This window comes from Paenibacillus ginsengarvi (assembly GCF_003626695.1).
Lineage (GTDB): Bacteria > Bacillota > Bacilli > Paenibacillales > NBRC-103111 > Paenibacillus_AB > Paenibacillus_AB ginsengarvi.
In genome coordinates, this window is the sequence record NZ_RBAH01000006.1 from 118,139 (window position 1) to 131,268 (window position 13,130).

11 protein-coding genes are annotated in these 13,130 nt (G+C 54.9%); 6 read left to right on the forward strand and 5 right to left on the reverse strand.

Annotated features, from left to right (window positions below; genetic code table 11):
- Positions 1 to 76 precede the first annotated feature (76 nt).
- The 4 genes from D7M11_RS10365 (at position 77) to D7M11_RS10380 (ending at position 6,134) form a co-directional block, all read left to right on the forward strand.
- Positions 77 to 2,371: a helix-turn-helix domain-containing protein gene (locus D7M11_RS10365; RefSeq protein ID WP_120747133.1), complete on the forward strand. Its 2,295-nt coding sequence runs from the start codon at positions 77 to 79 to the stop codon at positions 2,369 to 2,371.
- Between the two features lie 333 nt (positions 2,372 to 2,704).
- The gene (locus D7M11_RS10370; RefSeq protein ID WP_120747134.1) at positions 2,705 to 4,273 is read left to right on the forward strand and encodes a type 2 periplasmic-binding domain-containing protein; all 1,569 of its coding nucleotides are present in this window, start codon (positions 2,705 to 2,707) and stop codon (positions 4,271 to 4,273) included.
- 78 nt (positions 4,274 to 4,351) lie between these two features.
- Entirely contained in the window at positions 4,352 to 5,251 is a 900-nt protein-coding gene (locus tag D7M11_RS10375; protein WP_120747135.1) for an ABC transporter permease, read from the forward strand.
- Between the two features lie 13 nt (positions 5,252 to 5,264).
- Positions 5,265 to 6,134 carry a carbohydrate ABC transporter permease gene (locus D7M11_RS10380; RefSeq protein WP_120747136.1) on the forward strand — a complete coding sequence of 290 codons (870 nt, stop codon included), beginning with the start codon at positions 5,265 to 5,267 and terminating at the stop codon, positions 6,132 to 6,134.
- Positions 6,135 to 6,220: 86 nt separating this feature from the next.
- Here the strand turns inward: D7M11_RS10380 and D7M11_RS10385 are convergent, their stop codons facing one another.
- Positions 6,221 to 7,360, reverse strand: coding sequence for an HD domain-containing phosphohydrolase (locus tag D7M11_RS10385; RefSeq protein WP_120747291.1), 1,140 nt, complete (start codon positions 7,358 to 7,360; stop codon positions 6,221 to 6,223).
- Between the two features lie 87 nt (positions 7,361 to 7,447).
- Between D7M11_RS10385 and D7M11_RS10390 the strand changes: the two genes are divergently transcribed.
- Positions 7,448 to 7,819 (forward strand): GNAT family N-acetyltransferase, encoded by a 372-nt coding sequence (locus tag D7M11_RS10390; protein WP_205127044.1) that lies wholly within the window; start codon positions 7,448 to 7,450, stop codon positions 7,817 to 7,819.
- Between the two features lie 119 nt (positions 7,820 to 7,938).
- On the forward strand, positions 7,939 to 8,796 hold the full coding sequence (locus D7M11_RS10395; protein ID WP_120747138.1) for a DUF92 domain-containing protein: 858 nt from the start codon (positions 7,939 to 7,941) through the stop codon (positions 8,794 to 8,796).
- 104 nt (positions 8,797 to 8,900) lie between these two features.
- Here D7M11_RS10395 and D7M11_RS10400 read toward each other — a convergent pair whose 3' ends face one another.
- From D7M11_RS10400 to D7M11_RS10415, 4 genes are all read right to left on the reverse strand, one after another.
- Positions 8,901 to 9,659, reverse strand: a complete 759-nt coding sequence (locus D7M11_RS10400; RefSeq protein ID WP_120747139.1) for a Cof-type HAD-IIB family hydrolase — start codon at positions 9,657 to 9,659, stop codon at positions 8,901 to 8,903.
- A 220-nt stretch (positions 9,660 to 9,879) separates the two neighbouring features.
- The gene (locus D7M11_RS10405) at positions 9,880 to 11,292 is read right to left on the reverse strand and encodes a sensor histidine kinase (RefSeq protein ID WP_120747140.1); all 1,413 of its coding nucleotides are present in this window, start codon (positions 11,290 to 11,292) and stop codon (positions 9,880 to 9,882) included.
- Between the two features lie 2 nt (positions 11,293 to 11,294).
- Entirely contained in the window at positions 11,295 to 11,999 is a 705-nt protein-coding gene (locus D7M11_RS10410; RefSeq protein WP_193556160.1) for a response regulator transcription factor, read from the reverse strand.
- Positions 12,000 to 12,109: 110 nt separating this feature from the next.
- Positions 12,110 to 13,069, reverse strand: a complete 960-nt coding sequence (locus D7M11_RS10415; RefSeq protein ID WP_120747292.1) for a carbohydrate ABC transporter permease — start codon at positions 13,067 to 13,069, stop codon at positions 12,110 to 12,112.
- Positions 13,070 to 13,130: the final 61 nt, after the last annotated feature.

Consider the following 13,130-nt stretch of genomic DNA (forward strand, 5'->3'; position numbering starts at 1 on the left):
GCTTTCAAATTAAATCTCGATTTCTAGCTAAGGGGCCAGCACCCCAACATCACGAACAGGAGAGGAAGATGCAGACGTGAGAAACAGAACAATCGGCCGTTTTGCTAAGCTGCCGTTTCGGCGTAAGCTTCTTCTGTATTCCCTTCTCCTCAGCATTATGCCGGTGCTTACCGTCGGCCTGTTATCTTCGTACATCGCTACCCGCAGCATCCAGCAGGAAGTCGACCAGAATCATCTGTACATGCTGAACCAGATGCAGGTGCAGCTCAATCAGTTCATGAAGAGCATCCACACGAACTCGATTTTTATCGCCACCAACATCTCCGTCGAAAAGTCGGTCCGGGAAGGGCCCGGCATCGAAAATTTAACGGCGATGCTCGATATGAACGAGACCATTCGGCGTATTCGCAGCACATCGCCCGTCGACTTTAACGTCTCGCTTCTGTACAAAAAATATAACGGATTCGCTTATTCCAACAAATTCAGCGCTCAGGAGCTGGCCGGGATGCGTCTGCTCACCATTCTGGAGAAAATGAACCCGGTGGAAAACGAAGCGGTAGTCGTGCCCCCGGGAACGTTCGACGACCAGCCGGATTTGCTGCTGTTCCGGCCCGTCCCGATCGGGTCGGCCTACACCGACGGCGTGCTCGTGCTGCATGTGAGTCCGAACGATATACTCCGCTTCGTCGGCTCTATGGAGCACAGCTACGGCACGCGGGTCATGGTTGCGGACGAGCAGAACCGGATCGTCATCAGCTCGAATTACAGCGAGATGGGCAAGCCGCTGCAAACGATCATCCAGCAGGCCAAGGACGGCAATCCTGAGGAAGGCCCGGGCAACCTGACGATAGGCGGGCAGGAATATAAAGTATATAGGGAGAAGTCGTCCGCAAATAATTGGACGTATATTGCGCTTACGAGCGTGAAGGAGCTTACGGCCCAGTCCGACCGAATCCGGCTAACGACATGGATTGTCGTTTGCGTGCTGGTAGGGTTGTGGACGCTGCTGGCCACCTTCGGCTCGCGCCGGATGTATGTGCCGATTCAGCGGCTCAGCGAGCGCCTTGTTCCCCGACAGCGTCAGGAGAGGGGCCGCGGAGACGGTTTGGCCGACATCGGCGCTTACGTGGAGCAGCTCGCGGATACGAACCGGCAGCTGCATAACCGGCTGAACGAGCAGTTTCCGTATTTGCGCCAAGGGGTTTTCCAGCATCTGCTGCGGGGCGAGCTGACCGAGCGGGAGCTGAACATCGCCGCCGAGCACGCGGGTATGGCGCTTCAGGGCGAATATGTGTACGTATGCGTCGCCGAGGCGGACGATATTCCTGTCTTTGACAGCACGTACCGCGAGAAAGATCGGTCGCTCATCCATTATGCACTGCTTAAGATGCTCGAGGAGACGTTCCACGGCGTTCCGTTTTGCGCCGGCTTTACGCCGAAAACCGGGCAGGTCGTTCTGCTGATCGGGATGAACGCCGCGGATGAGGAGGCGGCTGCGTCACTCAAACGGATGGCGGACGATGCAAGGCGGCATGTGCGCGAATATTTCCGCTTTGCGATCAGCGTGGCGATAGGTTCCCCGCTGCGATCGTTTACGGCGATCGGGAAAGGCTACGAGGAAGCGGTCGCGTTGCTTGGCCATCGGTTCATTCTCGGCGAAGACCGGACGATCGCCGCCGACCAGGCGGACGAAGGGCTGATGCGGCTGAGCCGGGAGACGGGCGAAACGCAGAAAATGATCGTTCATCACGTGCTCCACGGCAATATGGACGATTCGCGCGGACTGCTGGAACAGCTCGTACAGGAGCTGCGCTTCGCGCAAATTACGCCGGAAACGGCAAGAGGGCTGTTCTCCTACATGCTCGGAGAGCTCGACTACATGCTTCAGCAGACCGGCTGCGACATCCGGCAGGCCGCCGGGATCGACGTATACCGCAAACTGCACGGGCTGAGGTCGCTGCCCGAGCTGGAGAAGTGGCTTACGGACGAGCTGTTTCCGGCGATCAAGGCGCATCTGGCCGCCGAATCGGTATCGAAGCAGACGAAGACGATACGGGAAGTGATGAGCTATGTCCGGCATCATCTGGACGAAGACATGACGCTGCAAAAGGCGGCCGACCATTTCAGCTTGTCCGTCTCTTATCTCAGCAAATTGTTCAAGGATGAAGCCGGTCTCAATTTCAGCGAATATGTGCTCGGGCTGCGCATGAACAAAGCGAAGGAATGGCTCGAGCATACCGATATGCCGATCAAGGATATTGCCGACAAAATCGGCTATGCGAGCGTACAAAACTTCAATCGTGTGTTCAAACAATGGAGCGGCGTACCGCCCGGCGAATTCCGCAAGGAGAAACGGCAAGCTTCCGGCTGATTGTTCCTTTCGTTTTCAAGCCGCATTTCCATTTTGTGCCTAATTCCCGCTCGCGCGGGCAGCGTAATCGTGAGTCGCCCCGGCATCCAGATCTTCTGCAGCTCTGAACTGGCGATGTTTCCATTACGCCCAACGTGCGGCGGGTTTTTGCCGTTTTTGTGCGGGTGGATCGGATTAATCATTGTTTGTTGTTTTATTTATCATTATTTACGATGGCCGATCCAAATAAAGGAGCATTGCACGATCATGCAAGCGATTACAAAATAAAGATCACAGGGGGCTTACCTCCGGGGCTTCTCGTCAGGCTCTACAAAAATAGAAGGAGCGTGTTTCATGAACAGGACGAAAAAAACGGTGGCATCGGTATTTGCGGTATCGCTCGTCGCGGCTACAGCACTTGCCGGATGCGGGGGCAAGGAAGACAAAAGCGCCGCTAACGGGGGCGGTCAAGCTGCGCCGAAAAACTTGAGCATTTTACTCTCGCACTCGAACGCCAAATACGCCATGCAGGCGAAGGACGACGATCGTTACGTAAAAGAGCTGTCGAAGCAATCCGGGTATAATGCGAAATACGAATTTCTGGGCCACGGCGACGACTTCACCCAGCAGATGACGGTTCGCTTCGCCTCCGGCGAGCTGCCGGATATGATCCGTACCGACAGCATCGATTCGACGATGCATCCCGGCGCGGTCGACAAAGGCGTATTCGAGGATTTGACGCCGCTTATCGACAAATACGGGCCGAACCTGAAAAAGAAAATTCCGGCCGAAGCGTGGAGCAGCCCGAAAGTAAGCAAAAACGGCAAAATATACGCCATCCCGGCTTTGGCTGCGCTTCCGGCGACGCGCGTCGTTTATATACGTCAGGACTGGCTCGACAAGTTAGGTATGCAGCAGCCGAAAACGCCGGACGACTACTTGAAGTTTTTTGAAGCGGTCAAAAAGCAGGATATGAACGGCAATGGCGACTTGAACGACGAGTATGGCTTGTACGTCAGGGAAAATCTTATTTATTCGAACTTGTTCTTCTCCAATTTCGGCTACGATCCGAATATGTGGTATTTGAAAAACGGTCAGCTTCAGCCGGGGATGATCCAGCCGGAGATGAAGGATGCCATCAAGTTCTGGAAAACGCTGTACGACAATAACTACATTAACCAGAACCTGTTCACGAACAAAGGCGCCGACTGGGTTGCCGGCATCAAGCAGGGCAAAGGCGGCGCTTGGATTCACGATGTGACGAACTACAACTCGGACTGGAACACGGCCAATTTCGTCGAGAAAAACGTCAAGCTTTCGATGCTTGAAGCGCCGGAAACGGCAAAGGGCAAAGGCATTGCCGCGCAAGGCGATCAAATTTACTTCGTCTGGGTCGTGCCGACCAAAAACAAAAAAGCCGAAGACGTCATCAAGTTTTTGAACTGGGCTTGGTCCGACGAAGCGGACGACTTCTTCGCGATGGGCATCAAAGATTACAACTACAAAGTTGAGGGCGGCAAGCCGGTGTGGGATGCGAACGAGCCGGCCAACAAGGATAACGACGCCAACATCTTCTACCAGCTCTCGCTTAACCCTCGCGGCGACGGCCGGATGCTCGACAAGGTGCTCGATGTTTCCCCGAACGCGCAAGCGATCAAGGGCGGCGTCCAGATCGCGAAGAAAAACCTGATCAAAAACGACGCGCTGCATATGCCTTCGCTCGCAAGCCTGAAGACGCATCCGGAGCTGGCAATCGGCACGGGAGCGGGCACACTGTTCCTCGATATGTTCGCGAAGGTCGTTACCGGCAAGGAAGACGTCGATTCTTCGTTTGACAAGTTCGTAGCAGAGTGGAAGCGTCGCGGCGGCGATGAAGCGATCAAGGAAGCAACAGACTGGTACAACAAGTTTAACAAAAAATGATGCGCGAACGTTCTGCGCCGCGCCGGGGCCGTCTCCGGCCGGCGCAGGCACGTTCCCGTCGGAAGGACGAGGATGCACATGATCAAAAAAATAACGTCCCGCGACGCGCTGCTGCTCTGGCTGCTTGCTGCTCCCGGCATTTTGCATTTCCTTATTTTCCGCTACGTTCCGATGTTCGGGAATGTAATCGCCTTTCAGGATTACAGCATCTTCTCCGGCATCATGGACAGCCCGTGGGTCGGGTTCCAGCATTTCGCCAACATGTTTACGTACGCCGAGTTTTACAATATTTTGCGCAATACGCTGGTGCTCAGCCTGTACTCGATTGTTTTCGGCTTCCCGGCGCCGCTCGTGCTGGCGCTGCTGCTAAACGAAATACGTAAATCGTGGTTCAAGAAACCGGTTCAAACACTGCTTTATCTCCCGCATTTTTTGTCCTGGGTTATCGTCGGCAGTATTTTTATTAATTTGCTTTCAACCAAAGGCTTTTTGAATACGATTCTTGGCTGGTTTGGCATTGGTTCCATCGATTTTTTGACGCAGCCCGAATATTTCCGGGGCATTCTCGTCTCGGTTGGCATATGGAAGGAAATGGGCTGGGGCATGATTATTTATTTGGCCGCCCTGTCCGGCATCAACCCGAACTTGTATGAAGCAGCCATGGTGGACGGAGCTGGACGGTTCCGCCAAATGTGGTCGATTACGCTGCCCTCGCTCATGCCGGCGATCGTGGTCCTCTTCCTGCTCCGTGTCGGGCATGTGCTCGATTCTAACGTCGAGCAGGTGCTGATCATGCTGAATCCGCTCGTGCGGGATGTCGGTGAAGTGATCGATACGTACGTCTATCGCGTCGGCTTGCTGGGAGCGCAGTTTAGCCTCACGACGGCGATCGGCATATTCAAATCGCTGGTCGGTCTGCTGCTCGTTGTCGGGCTTAATACGCTCAGTCGCAAAACGACCGGTGAAAGCATCTATTAAGGGGGAATGACCGATGCCGCTGCACAGAAGGCAGGACTGGTTTTCGTGGATTAACGGCGCGGGCTTCATCATCTTATGTTTAACGATGATCGCCCCGATCGTGCATTTGGCGGCCGTTTCGTTCAGCTCGCAATTTTACACCGAGGCGAAGCTCGTCACGTTTTGGCCGAAAGGCTTCAACATCGAAGTATACAAAACGATTTTCGGCATGCAAAATATATGGACTTCGATGCGCAACAGTCTCGTCATCACGGTGTTCGGAACGCTGATCGCGCTCGCTTTTACGGCGTCGATGGCATATCCGCTGTCGCGTCCGCAAATGGTAGGGAAGAAGTGGGTGCTGCGCGGCATTATCGTAACGTTCGTTTTTTCCGCGCCGCTTATTCCGAACTATTTGCTCGTTCGCACGCTGGGGATGGAAAATACGCTATGGGCGCTTATGATTCCGGGAGCGCTCAGCGCCTTTAACGTCATTATCATGAAGACGTTTTTCCAGGGCATCTCGAGCGAAATGTTCGACGCCTCCAAAATCGACGGCTGCAGCGAGCTGGGCAGCTTCACGAGAATCGCGATTCCGCTCTCGGCTCCCGTTATTGCGACGATCGCTTTGTTCCATGCGGTCGGCCAGTGGAACTCGTACTTCGGGGCGCTGATCTTTATCCGCAGCAAAGATTTGCTGCCGCTTCAGGTGCTGCTCCGCAATCTTGTCGTCGAAGAGCAGGCGAATTCGATGGCGAATACGACGGAGGTGGCGACCATGCTTACGCCGGAAATGCTGAAGGCCGGCATCACGCTGTTCGCGACCGCGCCGATTCTGATCGTGTATCCGTTCCTCCAGAAATACTTCGTCAAGGGCGCTATGGTCGGATCGCTCAAGGAATAGGCGATTAGGTCCGGTCCGGCGAGAAGAAAGCAAACCCGCACGCATCGGCAGATACGGCGGGTTTTGCTGCTGCTGTATGTAAAAGGTTAGCTTAGCTCGGTATCCGCGAACTCGTCCTTTACTTTTAGAATGGCAGGAAGCTGCTCGAAAAATACGTCGACTATCTTCGGATCAAAATGCTCGGCGCGTTCTTCCTTGAGCAGGTCGAGAATGCGGTCAAGCTCCCACGCCTTTTTGTACACCCGGTCGCTGGCAAGCGCATCGAATACATCGGCGATGGCCGTAATCCGCCCGTAAATATGAATCTCCTCGCCCTTCAGGCCGTGCGGATAACCTTTGCCATTCCATTTTTCATGATGCTGCTCGGCGACGATCGCGGCCGTTTTCAGAATGCGCCGCTTCGAGTTTTTGAGCAGGCTGTATCCGATCGCGGTATGGGTTTTCATCGTATCGAACTCTTCGTCGGTCAGCTTGCCCGGCTTTTTCAGCACCGAGTCGGGAATCGCGACTTTGCCTATATCGTGCATCGGCGATGCCATGCGGAGCACCTCCGCTTCCGTCCGGGGCAGGCCAAGCGCGAGCGCTAGAATATAAGAGTATTCGGCCACCCGTTTCACATGGTTGCCGGTTTCCTTCGAACGGCTTTCGCCGATTTCGCCCATTGTAAAAATAATTTCGCGCTGCGTTTCTTCGATCTCCTGTACGAGCCAGGCCGCTTCGATCGATTTGCCGGAATAAGATGCGGCGAGCGACAGGTTGCGCAGATCGCGCGCCGAGAACACTTCGCTGGCGGTCATTTTGTTGACGGCTTGGTAACAGCCGATTACATCGCCTTCGTTGTTGCGGAACGGGATGACCATAAGCGCCTTTGTGCGGTAGCCGGTTTGCTTGTCGGTTTGCATAGCGCCTGTTGCTAATACGTCGCGATACTCGGTATTCGTATAGGCGTCGTCGATGAATATCGCTTCCCCGGTCATGACGGCCTGTCCGGCCAAGCCGGCGCCCAGAGGAATGCGCAGCTCCTTCACGCCGTGCGCCACCTTGGACCATAACTCGCCTTTTTGCTCATCGAGCAGCCACAAAGTGCACCGGTCGGCGACGACGATTTGCTTGCCCATATCGGCCATTAGCGACAATATTTTGTCGAGGCTGCGCTGGGCGGCAATTTTGGCCGTATAGTCGAGAATGACGGCGAGCAGCTCTTCCGGCTCGAGATCCGTCTTCATTCGAGTTTTTTCGATATCGTATTCGTGCAAAAGGTTCACCCCGTTAGTCCGATTCGCCTAACTAACTGTATTCCATATTCGCTCCCGATGTTCCTGCTGTCATACCAACAAAATCCTGTAGGGCCCGGACCTCTTGACAGAAGAGACGCCAAAGCTCATACTCTTTTTCAAGCTTTTGGAAACGGTAGTGGGGGAGAGAGGGACGACGGCGAAGCGGGGTATGTTCACAGACTCGTCGTAGCCCGTTCCTACGGAGGGCGCGGGATCGGAGGCGAACTGCTGGACTGGGCGGCGGACTATATCCGCGAGCGCGGGAAGCGTTGGCTGCGGCTGGACTGTATGGCCGACAACGAGCGGTTGAACGTGTATTATAGAGGCGCCGGACTTCGTTATGTCGGGCGGGTAGACCGTAAGCGTTTCAGCGCCAGTCTGTTCGAGAGAGAGCTTCTGCGGCACTAGTGTGTATTCCGCATTTGGACAAGCCTGGGGGCGGGACGGATTTTGTACTGGCGCTTGCCGTGCCGGGACGTGTATGATGGATGCTGACAGCTGTTACTTCGAGCGGGAGGGCTTATTAGATGGAATGGTTGATCGGTTTGGCGGGAAGCCTGGTCATTGCCGGGGCGGCTTATGCGAAAAGGTCGCTGTCCGGCTCCGGCTTCGCCGCGGCGGTACTGCTTGGCACAGTTTTGTACGGCTTCGGCAGCGCGGTATGGTTTGGGACGCTGATCGCCTTTTTTATATCGTCGACGCTGCTGTCCAGATGGAAGCGGAAGGCGAAGGAGGCGGCGGAGAGCAGCTACGAGAAATCGGGTCGGCGCGATGCCGGCCAAGTGGCGGCAAACGGCGGCTTGGCGCTGCTGCTGTGCGTGGCGGGCGCCTTGTGGCAGCATCCGTTATGGTGGTATGCGTTCCTCGGCGTGATGGCGTCGGTAACGAGCGATACGTGGGCGACGGAAATCGGAGGTTTGAGCCGGTCGCGGCCTAGATCGATCCTGAGCGGCAAACATGTTCCGGCCGGGACGTCGGGCGGGGTGTCCGCGGTTGGTTTGGCCGCATCGATGGCGGGCGGTTTGTTCATCGGCCTGATTGGCTGGCTGCTGTTTACGGCCATACCCGGGCAGCCCGATCCGGTTGCAGGGACGGCGGCCGGGTCATCCGGATGGACCCGGCTGGCGACATGGGCCGTTCTCGGCCTCGTCAGCGGCACGATCGGCTCGCTGGCGGATTCGCTGCTAGGTGCTACGGTGCAGACGATGTACCGCTGCTCCGTCTGCGGTCGGGAGATCGAGCAGAAGCGGCACTGCGGCCGCACAGCCGCACGTATTCGCGGCTATGCCGGCTGGAACAATGATGCCGTCAATGTGGCCGGTTCGCTGGCCGGAGGGGTGGCGGCTGTGCTGTTGGCTTTAGCTTTTTACGTTTTGCTACCTTAAGCGCTGACTGAAAACGAAAAAAGACGCGGCAGACGATTCGTTTCGTCTGAACTGCGTCTTTTTGTCTATAAGATTGGAGGTCGCTTTCCTTTTGAAAGCCATCATCAAGCCGTCGCGCTTCGCATAAGCCGAGCAATCGTACGGCCAACGCCGGAGTCGAGATAATGCGGGGCGATTTCGTCCGCTGCGGCTCTTACGTCCTCGGGCGCGTTGGCCATAGCGATGCCAAGCCCGGCAAAACGAAGCATCCCGATATCGTTGCGGTCGTCCCCGATGGCGACGACTTCCTCCCGGCGAATGTCCAGCATCCGGCACAGCTTGCTTAAAGCGTCGGCTTTACCCGTCCCTTTCGGCTGTACGTCGATTTGCCGAGGCTCGCCGAGCGAGCCGTACACGGTCAACTCCAGCCGGCCCGTAGCGAGCAGCCGCTCGTATGCGACCGATAGACTGCTGTCGTCGCCCGACTTCAGCAGCACCTTGAGCCAGCTGTAATCCATCTGCGCGAGATGGTTCCGCTGCTCAGAATCAAAGACGCCTTCGGCGCAATAGGCGCGGTAATGAACGTGATGCTGAAAGGCTAGTAGATGAACCGTCTCGACATCTTTCCACGGAAGCACCCGGCGATCGAGCAAGCGGCCGCTCGCCGACCAGATTTCGCAGCCGTTCGTCGAGATGATCGGCACATGGATACCCAGCCTGTCAAGGATCGGCATGATGCGAATGTGATGGCGTCCGCTCACGAGAACGACGTGTGTACCGGAAGCATGCGCCTCGCGAACGGAGGCCGCATTCTCCTCCGAAACGTCCCCGTTCTGATCCAGAAGCGTACCGTCCAAGTCCAATGCGAGCAATTTCCATCTCATCCGCAGTCACTCTCCTTTGATGGTTATATCCGATAATAGTCGTGTTATGGATTGTAACACAAAAACAAGCTATAGAACAATTAATTTCTTGTAATCGTTCATATAAGTTAATTTTATGTCATGAAAAATAACGCGAAACGTGTCGAAAACGGAAAAGCTTCTGTCATAACGACAAAAGGTACTGCCGGCTTATAACGCGGCAGTACCTTTGCGGGGGTATTCATTCAGACGAAACATCCGGCATTCGTGGTCGGAACGGCTCGTCTTCGGAATAATCGAATAAAATCGGCAGCGTGATCGTGAAGGTGGAACCTACGCCGAGCTCGCTCTCCGCCGTAACGGTGCCGTTGTGCGCTTCCACGAGCGCCTTGGCGATGCTGAGGCCGAGACCGACGCCGCCGCTGAAGCGGGAGCGGGATTTGTCAGCCCGGTACAGCCGGTTGAAAATATACGGCAGGTCGCTTTCGCTGACGCCGATTCCGTTATCTTCGCAGCGGATGACGGTCCATTCGACATTATACGATACGCGAATATGCACCTTGCCGCCTTCGGGCGTATATTTGATCGCATTCGAGACGATGTTGGAGAGCACCTGAACGATTTTGTCCCGGTCCACCTCGGCGTAGCAGGGCACGTAAGCCGGCTCGAACGTAAGCCGGATACTTTTACTGCGGGCGAGCGGAAGGAAGTTGGAGTAGACGGCTCTTGCGAGCTCCACCATATTCGTCCGGCGCACGAGCAGCGAGAAGCGAGCGCTCTCGGCTTCGGACAATCTCTCCAGGTCGTTGACAAGCCGGGACAAACGAATCAATTCGTCGTATATATCTTGCAGCCGCTGGGGATCGGCCTCATAGACACCGTCAATGATCGCTTCGATCTGGGTTAGCAGCGTAGTCAGCGGCGTCCGCAGCTCGTGCGTTAAATCTTCCATCAAGTTATGACGCCAATCCTCCTGCTTCTTCAGCTCCTTCGTCATTTCGTTCAAGGTGGAGGCGAGCCTTCGCACTTCCTCCGGTCCTTTGAGCGGAAGCATGACGTCCCGTTTTCCTTTGCCGATCTGAGTCGCGATCCGATATACTTCGTTCAGATGTTTCGACAGTCCGCGGGCGATGACGAAGCTGAACAGGACGGAGGCGGCAACGACGCCGATCAGTATAATTTTGGAGCGAAACTGGATCGATTTCATAAATTCCGCATAAGCCGGTTCAAGCTCGGTATTGCTTAATATATATTCCATCTTCAAGTAGCCGTACGTTTCGCCGCCGGCGGAGTAGGCGATCTCGACGGCTTTGGAGGAAGCCTGCACGCCCGATCGGGAGAACGTATCGAACCAAATTTCTTTGCGGTCACGGCTTTCATAGCGAAGCAAAATGCCGTACAAGGCAGCTCTGCGCTGTATCCAGTGACGCTCTTCCTCGCTTAACGGCCCGCGAACGATGTTGTGGTTGCGCATGTCGTCCATCATGAGATAGCCGTTTTTTTCGAGCTGGGTGTCGTTGAAGCGATAAAACAAATATTGCCAGTTCGTATTGTTGATAAGCGAGATCAGGAGGACGAAAACGACGGAATAGATCAGCAGGCTGACGAACAAAATAATGCTCATCTTCCGGAAATAGGAGGCTAGTTTATTCATCGTTAGGGCTCGTCCGGCTGCATCGAAAATTTGTAACCGGTACCGACAACGGTCACGATGTACAGCGGGTTGCCGGGGTCGGGCTCGATTTTTTTGCGAAGGTTTTTCACATGGGCATCAATCGCCCGGCCGTCGCCTTGGAAGCGATAACCTTGCACGGTATAGGACAGGTCGGCTCGGCTGTATACCTTGTTCGGTTTGCGGATTAGGACGGATAGCAGCTTGAATTCGGTTGCCGTAAGCGGCGCCAGCCGGCCGTCGGTTGTCACTTCCCTCGACTCCGTATCGACTATGAGCTTGCCGCCGTAAAAGCTGATGATATGCTCTTCGTTGTGCTCTCGCCTAGCCGGCGCTATGCGGCGAAACAGCGCGTAGATGCGGGCTATGAGCTCTTTGGCGCGGAACGGCTTAACGATATAGTCGTCGGCTCCCAGATTCAGTCCGTTGATCGTATCGATTTCGCGCGATTTGGAGGTGACCATGATGATTGGCACGTTCGATTTCTCGCGGATTCGGGAGCATACTTCCTCGCCGGGCAGCCCTTCGAGCATTAAATCGAGAATAATGAGATCGTGCTGGTGGTAATCGAATTTTTGGACGGCTTCGATGCCGTTCGAGGTGAAGTCGGTTTTCCACCCTTCCTTCTCAAAATAAGCGATGAGTACGTCACGGATTTTCGGTTCGTCTTCGACTATCAGAATGTGCAACCGGACTTCCTCCATTCCCAATCGGGGTCCCTCAAATTATTTGTGGGGGTCCTAAAAAAAATTCAACGGCGGGAGGATAAAATCCTCCCGCCGCTCATAAAACGTTTCGACTACTCAACCAAACCTGTACGTTCAACGCCTTCAACGAACCAGCGCTGTGCAAACATGTAGAGCACCAGCGGCGGCATGATGATGAGGAACGAGGAAGCCATCTTCAGCGGCTCGTCGAATATCGAAGGCCCGAATTCGGCGGCTTGCTGCGTAAGCACGGCGGATATTTGCGAAATCCCCATCGACAGCGGAACTTCCTTAACGCCGTTCAAATACATGCTTGGCAAGTAATAGTCGTTCCATGTCCAAACGAACGAGAACAGGAAAACGACGAGAATAGCGGGCTTAGCGAGCGGCAGCATAACTTTGTAAAAAATCCGGAATACGTTGGCGCCGTCGATTTTGGCCGCTTCCTCCAGCTCTTTCGGCTGTGTCGAGAAAAACTGGCGGTAAATGATGACGAACAGGGCGCCCTTCAGCCCGTGGCCGAACAGAGCGGGAACGACGATCGGAATATACGTCTTCATCAGGCCGAGCTGGCTCGCCGCGATCAGGTTAGGCAAAATGATAACTTGAGTCGGAACGATAAATGTCAGGATCAGGCAAAAGAATAACGTTTTCTTAAACGGAAATTCGAGTCTCGCAAACGCATAACCGGCAACTGCGCAGGAGACGGTCTGCAAGATCGCTATCGTTAGCGATAGGACCATACTGATCGTAAAGGAGCTAGGATACTTCAGCTTCGTCCAGGCGTCCTGCAAGACGCCTGTATAAACCGCACGCGGTACCCAGCTTACAGCTGGATCGAGCAGGTCGGTCGAGTTCTTGACCATTGTCGTGATCATGAACAGGATCGGGTTCAAGTAGATGTAGGCTACATCGATCAGGATCAAGTAGATGAAGGCGCGGAACAGAAGTCCTTTATCCGCTTCTTTCCCTAGAACCACATAGCGGGTTTTGGTAAGTCCCGCTCTCCAGTCGAACCTGTCGATACGCTTTGTTTTTAAAGCTGTTATCAGTCGTGTCACAGGTTATCCTCCTAAAAGCTTTTACCTTGGCAAAAGCTCGCTTCGTAGGGTT